The 15,028-nt window shown below is 35.7% G+C and carries 15 protein-coding genes; 11 read left to right on the top strand and 4 right to left on the bottom strand.

The window, feature by feature from the left end:
• Positions 1-114: 114 nt before the first annotated feature.
• The 4 genes from Q1Q15_RS19245 to Q1Q15_RS19230 all read left to right on the top strand — a co-directional run bounded on the left by Q1Q15_RS19245 (position 115) and on the right by Q1Q15_RS19230 (position 3,200).
• Positions 115-1,662 (top strand): ATP-binding protein, encoded by a 1,548-nt coding sequence (locus Q1Q15_RS19245; RefSeq protein ID WP_300463684.1) that lies wholly within the window; start codon positions 115-117, stop codon positions 1,660-1,662.
• Between the two features lie 143 nt (positions 1,663-1,805).
• Positions 1,806-2,378, top strand: coding sequence for a hypothetical protein (locus tag Q1Q15_RS19240; protein WP_300463681.1), 573 nt, complete (start codon positions 1,806-1,808; stop codon positions 2,376-2,378).
• Positions 2,378-2,917 (top strand): hypothetical protein, encoded by a 540-nt coding sequence (locus Q1Q15_RS19235; protein ID WP_300463679.1) that lies wholly within the window; start codon positions 2,378-2,380, stop codon positions 2,915-2,917. The genes Q1Q15_RS19240 and Q1Q15_RS19235 overlap by 1 nt, the downstream gene beginning before the upstream one ends.
• A gap of 82 nt (positions 2,918-2,999) precedes the next feature.
• Positions 3,000-3,200, top strand: coding sequence for a hypothetical protein (locus tag Q1Q15_RS19230; protein WP_300463677.1), 201 nt, complete (start codon positions 3,000-3,002; stop codon positions 3,198-3,200).
• 292 nt (positions 3,201-3,492) lie between these two features.
• On the opposite strand, the gene Q1Q15_RS19225 is transcribed toward Q1Q15_RS19230, so the two are convergent.
• The 3 genes from Q1Q15_RS19225 to Q1Q15_RS19215 form a co-directional block, all read right to left on the bottom strand.
• Positions 3,493-4,674, bottom strand: coding sequence for an ATP-binding protein (locus Q1Q15_RS19225; RefSeq protein WP_300463674.1), 1,182 nt, complete (start codon positions 4,672-4,674; stop codon positions 3,493-3,495).
• A 652-nt stretch (positions 4,675-5,326) separates the two neighbouring features.
• Entirely contained in the window at positions 5,327-5,995 is a 669-nt protein-coding gene (locus Q1Q15_RS19220; RefSeq protein ID WP_300463671.1) for a hypothetical protein, read from the bottom strand.
• Between the two features lie 262 nt (positions 5,996-6,257).
• On the bottom strand, positions 6,258-6,593 hold the full coding sequence (locus tag Q1Q15_RS19215) for a helix-turn-helix transcriptional regulator (protein WP_300463669.1): 336 nt from the start codon (positions 6,591-6,593) through the stop codon (positions 6,258-6,260).
• A gap of 125 nt (positions 6,594-6,718) precedes the next feature.
• Here Q1Q15_RS19215 and Q1Q15_RS19210 point away from each other — a divergent pair, with 125 nt between their 5' ends.
• On the top strand, positions 6,719-7,468 hold the full coding sequence (locus tag Q1Q15_RS19210; protein WP_300463666.1) for a PD-(D/E)XK nuclease family protein: 750 nt from the start codon (positions 6,719-6,721) through the stop codon (positions 7,466-7,468).
• Between the two features lie 18 nt (positions 7,469-7,486).
• On the top strand, positions 7,487-8,068 hold the full coding sequence (locus Q1Q15_RS19205; protein ID WP_300463664.1) for a hypothetical protein: 582 nt from the start codon (positions 7,487-7,489) through the stop codon (positions 8,066-8,068).
• Between the two features lie 81 nt (positions 8,069-8,149).
• On the opposite strand, the gene Q1Q15_RS19200 is transcribed toward Q1Q15_RS19205, so the two are convergent.
• Complete coding sequence (locus tag Q1Q15_RS19200) at positions 8,150-9,157, bottom strand: WYL domain-containing protein (RefSeq protein WP_300463661.1); 1,008 nt, start codon at positions 9,155-9,157, stop codon at positions 8,150-8,152.
• A gap of 95 nt (positions 9,158-9,252) precedes the next feature.
• Here Q1Q15_RS19200 and Q1Q15_RS19195 point away from each other — a divergent pair, with 95 nt between their 5' ends.
• The 5 genes from Q1Q15_RS19195 to Q1Q15_RS19175 all read left to right on the top strand — a co-directional run.
• The gene (locus Q1Q15_RS19195; RefSeq protein ID WP_300463658.1) at positions 9,253-9,834 is read left to right on the top strand and encodes a hypothetical protein; all 582 of its coding nucleotides are present in this window, start codon (positions 9,253-9,255) and stop codon (positions 9,832-9,834) included.
• 191 nt (positions 9,835-10,025) lie between these two features.
• Positions 10,026-10,910, top strand: a complete 885-nt coding sequence (locus Q1Q15_RS19190; RefSeq protein WP_300463655.1) for a DnaB-like helicase C-terminal domain-containing protein — start codon at positions 10,026-10,028, stop codon at positions 10,908-10,910.
• A gap of 128 nt (positions 10,911-11,038) precedes the next feature.
• Positions 11,039-12,013, top strand: a complete 975-nt coding sequence (locus Q1Q15_RS19185; RefSeq protein ID WP_300463653.1) for a hypothetical protein — start codon at positions 11,039-11,041, stop codon at positions 12,011-12,013.
• Between the two features lie 187 nt (positions 12,014-12,200).
• On the top strand, positions 12,201-12,836 hold the full coding sequence (locus Q1Q15_RS19180; protein ID WP_300463651.1) for a hypothetical protein: 636 nt from the start codon (positions 12,201-12,203) through the stop codon (positions 12,834-12,836).
• Between the two features lie 405 nt (positions 12,837-13,241).
• A partial coding sequence (locus tag Q1Q15_RS19175; protein ID WP_300463648.1) for a tetratricopeptide repeat protein occupies positions 13,242-15,028 on the top strand: 1,787 nt, incomplete at its 3' end.

Below are 15,028 nucleotides of genomic sequence, written 5' to 3'. Positions count from 1 at the left end.
AGCTTGTAAAGATAAGTCCTTTTGCATGCATTGTACGTTTTCACCGAGAAGAAGTTTACACAGCTCCAAATCAATAATTTCAACATTAACAAAAAAACCATGGGAGACATTATAGTGAAAAAACAGGTATCAATCCCTTCTGATTATTTCTTTAGAATGGCCTTGAAGGACTATTATAACTGGGAATCAGCTCTCATAAGAGAATTTATCCAAAACAGTGTTGATGCTGACGCTAAAAATATTGAATTAAATTTTGATGGTGAATGGCTGAAAATAACAGATGACGGCGTTGGTATGTCATTAACCACCATTGAAACCGCATTATTAACATTGGGTGGTTCATACAAGAAAAAGTGTTCCATTGGCGGTATCGGTAAAGCAAAAGAGATTCTTTATTTTGCATGGCCTCAATGGGGAATCCGTTCTCAAAATTCCATGATTATTGGCAATGGGGCAAACTATGAAATACAAAAATGTGATCCCATCCATGGAACCATAAGCAGAATATTCATTAAAGATAAAGTTAGAAATATTGAAACCAAAATTAAACACTACATCGGTATGTGTAATTTTCAAAGCAGGGGAATAGTTGTAAAATATAATGGGGAAAAGGTTGAATCTGATTGGCTTAAACACGGGAAAAAGGCTTTTGTCATAGATGATCTTGGGTCACTTTATCTGATAGATGATCAACAATATGAATCTAAAAACATGATAATTGTTCAGGCACACGGGTTGTTCATGTTCTCTTTACATTCTGTTCTGGATAAATGCTATGTCTTTAATATTTCAATGTCATCCTATGACTGCCTGACATCCAACCGAGATTCTTTCATTGGAGAGTGGCAGGATAAATTCACGAAAATGGTTGGAAAAGTAGCTATCGATTCTGAAAGCACCTGTCTCAGGAAAGAAAGCATTATTCAGGTTAAAAAGTTAGAAAACATTTCAAGCTATGCCACCGCTTTTACCAATGAATTAAATGAAGAAAGTCTTGAAACTGTCAAATTGTTTGCTGAGCAGATAGATAAGGACATTACCGAACTTACTGTTGATGATATTACCGAAATGCTTGATGGAAAATTTTTAGTTCAAGAATCAATAATTGACAAAGAAAATGAAAATCAGATTCGTTCTGCCATGAAGTCGGCTAAAAGCATCTACAACACCAAAAAATTTGATGAATGCCTTACATGGTATCGAAATCATTTTAACTCTGGATTCATCGTAGTCACTGATATGAAAATTAACAGTGACTTGACTTATCTTCTTTATGATCAAACCACGATAAAACTGGCCTGGTTATGGAAGGAGGTGTTAGACGAAGTCGCGGAATGTGCTGACATCAATAAAAGATATGGGTATGGATTGTTGATGAGTGAGGATCTATCCAGACGGGCTGAATACAGGCACGGTTATATATCTTTCAATCCTTTCCCTTATTATGAAGCATCATGGGAGGAATCAGTTTTTGATATGATATTTTCTGCTGCTGAAGAACTAACTCATATGCTCGGCTATGAATATCACAATGAGTCTTTCAAAAATAAATACACTACTCTGCTAACCAAAGCTTTGGCAAACCGCGCCCGTGTCAACGATTTAGTAAAGCTTAAATCAAAAGCTGTCAAAACGGATCTCAATGGTAACTGCATTAAATAGAAGACCATAGATGTTTGATTATATAAGTCATGTTCATCATCATTTTACCATCATGCATACAATGATATCAAAAAATGCTGTAACGACGGGGAAAAGTGTATTTCCCGCCATACAAACCACATTTCAAACAAGAATCAATATCAATGGCTAAAAACCCGGTAAAACCAGCACTACAAGGGGATTTTAGCAGCCAATGTGGCTTTTATGCGATTGGGAATGTCATGTCATTACTATTTCCAAACATAAATAAAAATAAAGTTTTTGAATCAATATGGGATTATTACATCGAAACATACGGAGACGCAGAAGGTGTTTTGTATGGAATATACAGGGACAGGGTAAATAAAATATTGTGTAATGTAATCATTGAATTGGGCCTACCATTAACCGTTTACCGGCCCTGGTGGTCAAAGAAGGCTACCAGTATAGACGAGTTTTTAAATAAGATAAGGAATGCTCTAAACTCCCAGGATTCAGCCATAATTCTCGGATATGAGCACGGACTTGAAGATGATAACGGATATTACAGCCATTGGACTATCATTAAAAAAATCACCGAAAAGAGTTTGGTAACATTTGACTCTGACAGAGGGAACTCAAGGATACAACTGCAAAGATGCGATTTGTGGAATAAAGAATATTCAAGAAAAAGGCCATATAGACTGTCTACAACAGACACATTTATCATTTCTAAAACTTATGAGGAGAAAACATAATGACCAAACTAAAAATAAATAACGTTTCAGCTTCGATAGGATTTAAAGAACTGGAGGTAATCGCGGACATACTTCCAGACTGCCAAGAGAATGCTCTGATCTTTCATGAGCTTGCGCTGTCGAAATCATCAGAGGTTCGTACCGCTGTGGCTTGTAAAGTACACCTAATGGCTGAGACAGCGGAACTTCTTATTCAAGATTCTTCAATTATGGTTCTTTGTCAAATTCTAAAAACCGATATCGGGAAAACATGTCTCAACAAATCCGAATTAACCAGGTTGATTGAACTTGGATCGGTCAGACTATTAAAGACGATGATAATGGAGCTCGACGACATCGTAAACGAATTTGATTGTTGCGATATACAGTATTTAGCGGATCTGCTAGTCCAGCACCAAGACCCATTAATTCGCTTTGAACTTGCTGGTGCAGGATGTGATATTCCACTCTGCTATTTAAAAATTCTTGCCACTGACCCAGACAAATCAGTTGTCTTGGAGGCACAACAGGCATTAATCGATTTAGACTGTGATTTTTAATTCCAAGTTATTAACCATAAAATTCCCCCGGCGTTTCTCATTCATTCCTTTTATAAATTTCATAAAATATGGAGATAAAATTATGATAGAACCAAAAATTAAACCAACCGTAAATCTCATTGGTAATGATGGTAATGCATTCGTAATTATAGGTCATGTAAAAAAAGCACTTCTTAAAGCCGGTGCTGACAAAGAGTATGCTTCAAAATATATGGAAGAAGCCATGGCAGGAGATTATGACCACCTGCTATCTGTGACCATGGACTATGTGGATGTTACTTAATTTGGATTTAGATTGATAGTGAAGGAATAACATCTTAACCTGTACGCTAAAATTATGGGGCTACGATATTTCGTGATAATAAATGGTAACTGAATCAACATTTAAGCCCTGCCCATAGTTTTTTTACATCATCAAAAACATTTTCTCAAAATAAAGTTGTTATCCTATAAAAATGAACGGGTGATTTTGTTAAAATGATTTTTTATATATTTTATAAAAAACACTGCAGGGAAGTAATTTAAATGAAATTTATCAAAAAATATAGTTTAACGGTCCGCTGCAGCAAACAGGGTTATAACTCGGATGTTCTTGAATTTCTCCATAGACCAAATGCGGAAGAAAATCTATCAACCAATCTTTTCAACAAATTTGATTGAGATAGGTTTAATTCATTAACCGATGAGTCTTCAATAAAGCTTAAAGAGTCGGTCTCAATTGGGGTTGCTCCTATTGTGGGGTTAGAATACCAACTACCGGATTTAAATTCAGCAGATAAACCTTTTGCATTGAACAAATGAAATTTGAAAGAAACCGGACCACTTATTTTATGTGCTTCTAATACCTTTGCTGAGTAGGGAAGGAATAGTTCAGCAAAAACATAGTCTTCAATCCATTTTAATTTGAGTAGCGCATTATTTATTTCAGTTGATAAATCAATATCTAAACAAATGGCTCCATTGTGAAAAAAACGTATTTCATATTGTTTGCCATAAAAATTGCCTTCTGGATACCCTCGAAAACACCATCCATCAATAAATGGAACCCATTCTCCTCTTCGACCACCCGGAGGATTTCTATCAAGCCAATCTTTAAAGGTTTTTTCAGCCATCTCCTCCCGTCTGTATAAGGAATAGTGGGGACATGCGATTGCCCTAAGAAAAGTTACTTTTTGAGGAGGTTTTCGAAAATTTGTGTTTTCAAAAAATGCTTGCGCAAAATCACTTGATACTTTTCTTTTTAAATAAGCCTCTTCAATTTGTTTTTCATTCATTAATATAGAACGAAAATTTCCTCTCCGATAATAACGTCCTTGTTTATATCCTTCTACCATATGAGGTTTATTCCAGCTTCCTGGATGGTAAATCAATAGCACTGATTTAGACGGAGTAACATCTATGCTAATAACCTTGATAAAAAGTTCTGGCAGCGGAGGTGCTATAACATCTAATAATATATTTTCGATATTAATAATTGAATCACTTGGGAATTCTATGCCGCATTCAGAAATGTCTTTTGGCAAGGGTATTCCATTTTGAACTGTTTCTGGAACACCATAAATTAATGCACCACCATTTTCATTAGCGAAGGAAGTTACATCCTTACAAAGTTCCATTTTTTCTTTTGGTGAATTGATTGAGATTGATTCTTTGTAATCCAAAAAATCAGACTCTGGTACTTTTCTTTCAATTAGCGAATTAAGCCATGTGCTAAGCTCTGAATCGCTAAGTAGTTTGGGATGACGAGAGAAAATCATAGCATTCTGTCCTATATTAATACATAAAGGAAATTTTAAAATATGACAAATTCGTCTTTAAAATTAAAGACGAAGAATTTTTAAATTATATTTTAAATCCTATGCATCCTTAAGTTCTTCAGCACTCAAGGTGCATAAAGGCAAAGCTCCTCCACAAGGGGGCATATTTATGGGGTTTGAAGTATTCCTTGAATTCATATCTTCTTTACTATGTTTGCTATGCTTATGGTCACACCAGTACCATTGTGGGAGATTTTCTTCTGGTCTTTGCACATTGACTCCGGCCTGATAATACTGACATTCGACCATAATTGAACTCCTTTAGATTGTTAAGCTTAGAAAATTAAATACCAAATTATTACGAGGCTCATTAAAAAGCAAGGATAGATACCAATATATAATGTGAGTCAAGCTTTTAATCTGATATTCAACCTTATTGGAGACCAAGTTGATTCTGGTTCAAGCCTGGAAAATATTTTTCCATACGCTGCCAAAATGTTTTTGATATATACTTTATCAACTTGAATATGGAAAAGTCAGTTGTAAAAGTATTGAAGGGTTATAAAGTTGAATCAGAAATTCAAAATTCAGGTCTTTGAAGAGGATGTTTTTAATATCCAAAAAACACCTTATAACTGAGGATACATCAGATTTAAAGAACTGTATCTTTATGTTCTGATTTTTTATTTTCTTCAGTTTTTGGTGGCTGAAACCGATTGAACAATCTCTGTCCTTCGAGAAAAGCTTTTGTAGAACCATTTAAACTAAAATATGCTGCCCTAAATAAACCGTCCTTTGTCCCATATGCAATTCCATATTTATTACCTGACAATATATAATCCATATGATCTTCAGGGAGTAAAAACAAATAATAGACTGGAGTTATTGGAATACATTCTAATGAAACGCAGTTAACTCCAGAATCGTCATAGACTAATGCATTATAGTATTCTAACTCTTCGCAGGGCTGACTAAGATTCACGTACGGTACACATGTTCCTTTATTTTCACCAGAACACATTATACCAAGAGTATAACCATATTTATTTGTGGTTTCTACTTGGGCAACTGGATTATTTCCAAATATATTATATAATGGATTAAATTCAGGAAACCAAACTATGTTTACTGTCCAATCACCAAAGGCTGCTAAATGCTCCTCCTCTGGTTGTAAATATTCCTCTTTTTTCGTTAAATTCTCTATTTTAATAGAATCCTCAGTTTGTACATAATCCTCTGCTTTTACATAATTCCCTGTTTGAGTGCTACATGAAGAAAGAAATATTATTGATGTTAGTATAACCCGATTAAGTAAATTCATGGCAGCTCCCTGCGGTTGAAAAACATGCCTAATTCTTAGGTTTGATTTATACCTATAATAGAATTTTAATTATCGCAACAGGAATAACCTTATCCTATCCTTGATTCAACTTTACAGAAAATAGACATAATGGGAATCAAAATGGAATTTTCAATTTTATTGGAGATAAAGTAGATCCTGTTCAAATCCACAGAAATTTTTTCAAGAACGTACAATAGCAATTATTTATACTAAAAGCTAATGGATCAAAGGGATTTTTAATTTACAAAATTTCATTCAGAAAGATTTTTAATTTGGATAGTTTGGCTTCATCATTCTCTTTTAAAACACCTCTGATTTTGGCTGCAACTTCCTGTTGTATATCTGAGGTTGACCCTTTATCATCCATAAAAAAGAACAATTCAGATAAAGAGACATCAAACAATTCACACAGCCGGGCTAGTGTCCCTAATGTTGGGTTGACCTGGCCCCTTTCAATTTTGCCATAATGCCTGTAGGAAAAATTGAAGTTTTCAAGATCTTCCTGCTTCAATTCCTTATCAAGCCGTAGTGCCTTTAACCGGAAACCAAGTTTTGTTTTTATTTGATCAATGTCCATAGCAATTCTCCTTTCATTTTATATGTCAAAAAGAGAATCAACTACAGGCACTCATAAGTAATATTATTATTGAAAATACATCTTTTAGGTGGTATCCGTATTGAAAATACTTCAATGAGGATGTCATGGAATTTGATCTTGTTCAGATAGAACGGCTTCTTATAGATTTTAGGGATTTACAAAATTCAATACTATATCGTGCTGAGAAATCATTAAAAGATTTTATTGAAATTTATCGACAGCATCTTGATGAAAAAGTTCACAGTGCTAAAAAAGTACTTAAAATTTTCAATGAAAAAAAACTTCATCACTATGATTTGTTTCGTATTGCAGGTCTTACTCCAACAGAAAACCAATTAAGTGATGCCTTAGCCTCTCTATTAAATCCTAAATCCGCTCACAAATTAGGAATAGAGCCCTTAAGAAATGTTCTATCAACGATTGAAAACAGACATAAAAATGTATCTGCTATTATATCAACTCTTGATTCAGCCGAGGTTCAGATTATTAGAGAGTATCATTTGGGGGATACTATCCCAGACATTGCTATTATTTCTGACAAATTCATTATTTTCATTGAAAACAAAATCAGGGGTGGTAGTGAAACGTATTCAACTGCCCCACAAACAGAACGGCAATGGAAAAAACTTTTAAAAATGGGCAAAATGAAAGGAATAAAAGAACAATATCTACTTGGAATTTTTCTTTCTCCTGAGGAGGATAAATATCCTCTTGAAAATAATTTTATCCCCATGTCTGTTTCAAAAGTGGTAATGGCCATTAAGAAGGCAATAGTCAATTCTGAGCATAGAGCAACTAATTCAGATACGATAACTAATATTGAATGTTTCTTGAATTATTATAATTGGTTTTAATTTATAGGAAGATGAATTATGATTTTTACAACCGATAAACACTTGAATTTTATCATTGATAACATTGATGATATCGAAGCATTAAACGAAATCTATAAAAGAGCACAAATCAAAATACCAGAAATCGTGAACAACCTGGTAACAAAAAGTATTTTAGAATTACAGCATCCTTTTCAAAAAGATCATAATTTGGTAATCGAAACTGATGGCGACTGTGTTTATTGGTACGATGATAGATCATATGATATTGATAAAGATGTTGGGCTTTATTTTCAATATGATTTTATAGATTGGGAAGATCTAACTGATAAATCCGTGGATGTATATCCCGCCTTTAATCTTTATTTAGAACCGAAAGGCAAAAATAGAAAAGAAAAAATGGCTGATTTTCAAAAATGTATGGGAATCTTTAAAAAGGAGGAAGAATATAAAGATGAGATCACAGTCCTCAATTATTCTTTAAGACATATTATTAACATTGGTAAACTGAAAAATTCTGAAGATTTTAAGGCTAATATCCAGAAGACTTGTATAAATTTTACAGATGATATTTTGCCACGTTATAAAAAGTATTTCCAAAAAGAGGGCTTTGTAAATTAAATTGTCTGCCTCCTCATGATTCTATAATTCATTTTTACTTTTTTGAAAATTAATACTTGAATTGTCAAAGTCACAAAGAGATCAATATAATTCATGCATTTTTTTGATTTCTGCCTGCATATCCTCCACGAACCAGTCTGGTTCAAGAATTCGGGCCTCATGGCCATATGAAAGTATCCAGGAAACCGTTTCAATGTAAGATGTCGCAGTAAATGTTAATTCAATCTTATCGTCTTTCTTTTCTTTTATAATTTGGTCATGACTCCAGATCCGTTCTTTCACATGCTTGGCAGCGTATCCGGAAAACTCAACTTTTGCCTGAAAAGAATCTTCTTTCATAACACCAAAAGTTTGATTAAACGACTTTTCAAAATCAAAATTATCAGGAAATTTAAAAGATATCTCGGTGATTTCAAGTTCCACAATCCGGTGGATTACCAGCAGAGGGTCAAACTTAGGTGCCTTATAAACTTTGCCGGGAGCTTTGGCCATTTGAGCATGTAAATAAATGGTATCGTCTTTGGAAAAGAGCTTTAATGGTTTGATATAGAATATTTTGGGTTCTTGATTCCAGATGGATTTATAGGTGATTTTACAAACCTTGCTGCTTTCCATGGCAGTTATCAGGTTCTTTATTATTCGTTGGTGACCTGAATAATCTATTGTCCCAGGGGTAAAGGCACCAAAATGTTTTTCCGACACGGTCTCCCTATTCTTTATCAAGGCCTGGCTTTTACCAAGAGCATTCAAAGCCTGGTCAAATATTTCTTTTCCAATCAGGTGTTTTGTAAAAGAACAGCACATCTGCAAAACACCATATTCTGACTGAGTCAAATTTATTTCTTTAGCAGGAATTTTCTCTTTCTTGATCCTGAAGAACCGTCTTCTATCCTTAATGAAATCTTCAATTTTGATACCTTCAGTGGAACTGTTTATTTTATCGACAATGCGGCCTATTGTTTGTTTTGAACACTCCAATTCCCTTGAAAGCTCAGTCAGTGAATATTCATATGGGGAGAAGAATAATTTGAAAAATAACTCTATAACCTTTTGTCCATGGTCTTTATCAGGCTTGATTTTTTTAGTCATGATGATCCCATTTAAAATAAGTGAATAGTCGTTCCATCCCATGGAATGCGACAATGATACTATTAACCATATAATAAAAACAAGGAGGATAAAACATGACCGCAGAACTTATTATTAACAACGTCAGATTAGAGCTCGGGCATAGAGAATTAAACGAAATAGCCTATGCTTTGGATGATTGTAAAAGGACCAAAAATATCTACCACGAATTGGCTCAATCGCCTTCAGCCGAGACAAGGTCAAATATTGTATCTAAAAATTATCTTCATGCAAAAACTGTTAGACTTCTTTTACCTGATTCTCAAATAGAGGTTATGCGATCTATGATTAACCAGGATAAATTTCTATCACAAATGGGCAAAGATGATATCGAACGATTTATAAACACTGGTGATTCTGAGATTTTAACTGAAATCGTGGATAATATCTCTGATTTAACGGAAGTATATGAACTCTGTGAGAGGGACTGGTTATGTGAAAAACTTTATCAACAAGCAGATCCCACCATAAGGTTTGGATTGGGAAGCACCGATGAGACACCTGGCTTCATTCTCAAAAAATTAATTAAAGATCCAGACATTAATGTATCCCAGGCCGCCCGGGACACCCTGGATGAAATTGAAGAAGAAGATTTTGATAATGATATTAATGATGATGACGATGACGTTCCCATGTAGCAGCAAATCCCGTGGAAGGCCAATTCCAAAATAAAATGATAATAATGCTCGAAACGCCCGCCAATTAAGTGTATACTGAATTTAAAATTGCCAATTCTTTCATAAAAAAGCAGAGTATCGTTCCATAAAATGGAATATTGTCATGGTAATGTCAAATAAAATGAGATTTGGAACATGGAGTATTGATTAAAATGACAAACCGAAAAATTAAAAACCATAACCATTTTTTTGGAATAGATGAATACATTGAAATGAATGTGGATAAAATTGAGCAAATCCACAATAATCCAGATGAACTTTTAGGGCTTTCCACAGGGTTCTCAGAACTTGATCGCATATTCTTGGGGTTAGAAGATTCAAATCTCATCGTGCTTGCTTCAGGTTCACAAATGGGGAAATCTTCTTTGGCACTTGGTATTGCCCGAAATGTGGCCATTGAAGAGCACACTCCAGTTGCTTTTTTTTCTTTTAAAATGACAGCGGAACAGTTAGCAATGCGTCTATTGCTTTCAGAAGCCAATATAGATCTGAATCAATTGATTCATACACGACCTAGACCTAAAGAGTGGCGAAAACTCACTGATGCTGCCACTCGATTAGAAGGCAAACCCCTTTTTATCGAAGATAAATTAGATTTTTCATTAAAAGGGATTCACAGGAAAGCGAAATATCTGAAAAAATCATTGGGGATTGGGTTACTGATTATTGATTATATCCAGTTGCTTATTACAACGGATGATTGTTCAGTCGAACGGCAAATAACACGGATGGCAATTTTTTTTAAGACTCTTGCCAGGGAACTGAATATTCCTGTAATCGTCGTATCTCAGATGAGTGGTCTTATTGATGATATCTGCTGCGATTGGACTTCAATGTTGAAGACTTCCACTGAAACCTGTGGGTTGTTTCAGCATGCAGATATCATGGCATTTATTCATCGGGATGATGTTACGAATCAAATGACAAGTTGTCATGAAAAAGAAATTGTTAAGGTAATTGTCGCTAAAAATCGTTATGGCAATATTGGAACCGCGTGTCTGAGCTTTTTGCGTCAATATGCTAAATTTGAGCAATAAATTTAAAAAAACAAAATACAGTTACAAGAATAAAAGATGCGATTGTAACCGGAATTTTAGAGCAACCCTTATAACAGATTTTTCGGTCAGCCGAAAGTTAAGGAATGAATATTCGAAAAGGATCTATCATGTCCAATGTATCAAGACGAAAATTTATAAAGAGCATCGGTTTGTGTACCATATTAGCTGCAACAGGAAACACTCATGATGCTCTATCCTTTTTTCCATCCCAGTTAAATATCCAGGGCAAACGGCAATCACCGTTATCTGAACCAAATGGTTTTACACTTCCAGAAAATATTATAAAAATTCTCTTCATTACTGTTGGAAATAAAGGATTTAAGATTGCTAAGGTATTACAATCTGGACCGAAACCGATTGACGTTCTGGCTGGCAAGCCTGCTATAATTCAGCACTTCAGCCCCAATAACAATCAGATAGATGGATTCATTTCTGAAGGTCAAATCGTCTTTCTCATAGGGTCTATGAAAGATAGGGACTTTTGGATCGCAAGAGAACTCATCAATTGTCACGATCTTTTCCTGTCATTCACAATAGCCATTGAAGACGAGAACCCCCTTCTGGCTGCGCAGAATTTTCCGGTGAACGAACAAGAAGCCTGTGTCTTTATTCATGAGAAACATTATGAACACCAAGCGATTTTAACGATCCACAGCCTTTTTTCCATGCTTATGATCCCCAGCCGCGTCGGCCTTGATTTTGCAGATGTAAAAAGTAATGTTTCAGGAAAAAGCGGAGTTATGGTTCATACGGTAAGTTCTTATAAGGACAGTTTCAACGCCTTTAAACAAACCATAGATACTTACAAAGCCCATATAAAAAATTCGAGCGGCCTCCTGCTTAATATCATATATAATGACAATATTGATTTTACGCTGCGTGATCTTTCCAACATTTCCGGGGAAGTCCATAACTGTTGCCACTCTGATGCAGATATCGTATGGGGATTGACGGAGTGTTTAAAACTTGATGCAGACTTTCGAGCCACCCTTTTCATATCTATGAACGATAATAATTTAATTGATGATATGAGTCTGGCCAAAAGGGAAACCGACAATTTAAAAACTTTGCACCCAACATAGTCCGGTCCGCACCATATCAGAGTCGGTCTACTCCTACTTTTTATCTCCAATATACCTTAATGGCATCTTGATTAATTTGCTTATTATCCTTCCATATAATTGAATGTTTCTTTACACAAATTTGAAACACTGATACTGATTTACAGATCAAACTTTTTAGTCGTAGCATGATTGAAGGAGACCGATAATGAATCCGGTTGGTCATGATAATCCCAATGGTATTTGTACTGCCGGCCAAGAGTCGAACTGTACAGGGTGTACTATCTCAGGTAAATTAAAATGTAGATTTAGTGTTTTTGATTGGTTAAAATTTATTCTATTGTTTTCCGTATTTTTGGTACCCGGATTAATAGGGATGAATCGTGGAGGTTACTCTAACCAGATTGCATGGATGTTTGTTTTCTGGATATTTTTTTTTGGTTTCTGGGAGATTAAAATTTTATGCAGTCATTGTCCCTACTATGCCAAAGAGGGCTTTTTACTGGAATGCCATGCGAATGCCGGGTGTCCTAAATTCTGGAAATATAATCCGGCACCTATAAACAGGTGGGAGAAGTTTCAACTTGTAATAGGCTTTAGCATTCTTTTTGGTTATCCCATATACTTTTCCATAATTGGGGAGCAATACTTATGGGCAGGACTTACCGCACTTGGAACGATTGTGTTTTTTGTAATATTAGGAAGAAATACCTGTTCAAAATGCGTTAATTTTTCTTGTATTTTTAATCGGGTCTCAAAAGAAGTGGTTGATGAATATTTAAAGAAAAATGAAGTAATGAGAAAGGCGTGGGAAGAAGCCGGGTATAAAATAGGAAATGATTAATGGTCCCCCGCACTTTGGGCGAAGATGGAAGTAACGAAATTGATTATTACAATTGGATAGGTTGGGGTAAGGCAAGGGAACACTCTGAGGGAATCGAATTTGATGGACAAAATCAACTTGGTCTCCAATAAAGGTTATTTTGGTTTCTTTTATAAGAATCAATTATATTTCCACCATAATTGATTAATTGAAATGCCTTTACCGTTGTAAGATAACATCAACAGAAAGCACGTCCTCTTTTTTGTTTTTTATGCGATAGAAAGCAAATCATTGCGGCTTGCATGTCATTATTCCTTGACTGTTCAACAGATATCTGAAAAGACCTTAAATAAGCTCTAAACTCGTATTTATCAGACTGCCGAATTCGTTTGAAGAACAAAAAATTGTTTATCAATAGGAGTTCATATGATCTTGAATCTGAAAATATTTCTGGTAGACGTTTTTATAATAGTTCTGTCCTTTATTGTCATTGGATTTAATTATCAAAAAGCAATGGCAGGAAATACGAATTCGCAAATTATATTTTATATTTTCATACTCAGCTTTATCCTTACTATTGCCCATTTAATTAAAGCCTATCTTAATACGCAAAAGCCTGATCCTTCAACAAAAGAAGACATTGAGAAAACTGCAAAAGAGGTTAATGAGCATACAACCGAATCAAAAAAAGAAATAATAGAGCATTTTGATAAAAATTTTGGGGCTGTCTTTTCAAATGAACTCCACCACCCTGACACATCGATATTCCTTGTCCCATATCCTAAAAACTCCTTTCTTAAAAATGGGGATATCTGGACAAATAAAATAAAAGACAAATTCACAACAGAGTATCAAGCAGCCGTTTGCCAGGCAGCAGCTGTTGGCCAGGGCGGAATCGGAAAAACTGCCATGGCCATTGAGTATGCGCACAGACATGCAGGCGATTACCCTGGCGGTGTATTCTGGTTAGGTATGGAGAACGGCCTTTTAGGGGCTGCATCCGCTTTTTTAAAAATGACAGACAGGCAGCGATTGACTCATGGTGAATGGTTAGAAGCTGATGAACAAGTCTTGGTTCATATTTTAATATCACAGCTTCAAAGCGACGGCCTTAAACTGATCATCCTTGACAACCTTGAATCAGATAAGATCCCGGATGATATTGCCGAAATTAAAGACTCTCACCAACTTGTGACGACACGCAACCAGGCCATGGCCATTCAACAGATAGACATGGAATTGCCGGACCCGGATACTGCAATAGATATCTTTTTAGGCTACGCAAAACTGGACCGTTCCAAAATGAACGAAAAGGATATGGATTTTGTAAAGGCCATCTGTTTAAAGATGGGATACCTGCCCCTGGCTTTGGAGATATTGGGAAGCCTTTCCCGTGGATACCCATTAAAACAAATGGTTAAAGATCTTCCAAAGAACTTGATTCAAAAAGAGCGAGAGACATGTAACAAAGAATGTACAAGCGTTCTGGCATCCCTTAACTTGGCCGGTCAGCAATTTACGCAGCCACGCACAAGGGATGTCCTTTGTTCCATTGCTTACCTTGATCCGGAAACGATTGTACCTGATCTGCTGGCTGATGTTTTGGAGATGTCAGAAAAAGACATATATACAATCCTGGCCCACCTGACCGATTTATCCATCTTGAAGAAAACATCAAATGGATACGGGATTCATCGTCTTATTCAACAGGCAATCTTCTTTTTAGATGAGGATATAAAATGGGGAGAAGCTGTATTAGGTCATATAAATTCCAAAGTAGATGAGATAAACAAAACAGGAAATTATATCAAAGGGTATGCGCTAATCCCGCACATTCTTCATATAGCCCAACAGTCTGGAAAAGATCAGCCAGAGGATGAGTTCCCGAGTGCTTGGAGACTTTCTAAATTGAGTTCATATCTTGAGAATGCAGGCAGATATTATACAGCTGAGCCAATTGCCTGGGTTTGTTTAATGCGGGAAGAAATTTCAAAAGGGCCTGATCATCCCGATGTAGCCACCACCCTGAACAATCTGGCTGGGCTATATGAATCCCAGGGCAAATATGAAGAAGCTGAGCCTCTTTACACCAGGGCACTGAAAATAATAGAAACCGTTCTGGGGCCTGATCATCCCTCTGTAGCCACCACCCTGAACAATCTGGCTGGGCTTTACAGATCCCAGGGCAAATATGAAGAAGCTGAGCCTCTTTA

Source organism: Desulfobacula sp. (assembly GCF_030145145.1).
Taxonomy (GTDB): Bacteria; Desulfobacterota; Desulfobacteria; order Desulfobacterales; family Desulfobacteraceae; genus Desulfobacula.
The sequence above is the reverse complement of the archived record's forward strand: the minus strand, read 5'-3'. Positions and strand labels throughout refer to the sequence as shown.

What these genes read in the sequence shown, in the direction of transcription:
- Q1Q15_RS19230 (WP_300463677.1), top strand. Translation starts at nt 3,000, where the DNA reads ATGATAGAACCAAAAATTAAACCAACCGTAAATCTCATTGGTAATGAT.
- Q1Q15_RS19210 (WP_300463666.1), top strand. Translation starts at nt 6,719, where the DNA reads ATGGAATTTGATCTTGTTCAGATAGAACGGCTTCTTATAGATTTTAGG.
- Q1Q15_RS19215 (WP_300463669.1), bottom strand. Translation starts at nt 6,593, where the DNA reads ATGGACATTGATCAAATAAAAACAAAACTTGGTTTCCGGTTAAAGGCA.
- Q1Q15_RS19240 (WP_300463681.1), top strand. Translation starts at nt 1,806, where the DNA reads ATGGCTAAAAACCCGGTAAAACCAGCACTACAAGGGGATTTTAGCAGC.
- Q1Q15_RS19190 (WP_300463655.1), top strand. Translation starts at nt 10,026, where the DNA reads ATGACAAACCGAAAAATTAAAAACCATAACCATTTTTTTGGAATAGAT.
- Q1Q15_RS19205 (WP_300463664.1), top strand. Translation starts at nt 7,487, where the DNA reads ATGATTTTTACAACCGATAAACACTTGAATTTTATCATTGATAACATT.
- Q1Q15_RS19225 (WP_300463674.1), bottom strand. Translation starts at nt 4,674, where the DNA reads ATGATTTTCTCTCGTCATCCCAAACTACTTAGCGATTCAGAGCTTAGC.
- Q1Q15_RS19200 (WP_300463661.1), bottom strand. Translation starts at nt 9,157, where the DNA reads ATGACTAAAAAAATCAAGCCTGATAAAGACCATGGACAAAAGGTTATA.
- Q1Q15_RS19180 (WP_300463651.1), top strand. Translation starts at nt 12,201, where the DNA reads ATGAATCCGGTTGGTCATGATAATCCCAATGGTATTTGTACTGCCGGC.
- Q1Q15_RS19235 (WP_300463679.1), top strand. Translation starts at nt 2,378, where the DNA reads ATGACCAAACTAAAAATAAATAACGTTTCAGCTTCGATAGGATTTAAA.
- Q1Q15_RS19185 (WP_300463653.1), top strand. Translation starts at nt 11,039, where the DNA reads ATGTCCAATGTATCAAGACGAAAATTTATAAAGAGCATCGGTTTGTGT.
- Q1Q15_RS19220 (WP_300463671.1), bottom strand. Translation starts at nt 5,995, where the DNA reads ATGAATTTACTTAATCGGGTTATACTAACATCAATAATATTTCTTTCT.
- Q1Q15_RS19195 (WP_300463658.1), top strand. Translation starts at nt 9,253, where the DNA reads ATGACCGCAGAACTTATTATTAACAACGTCAGATTAGAGCTCGGGCAT.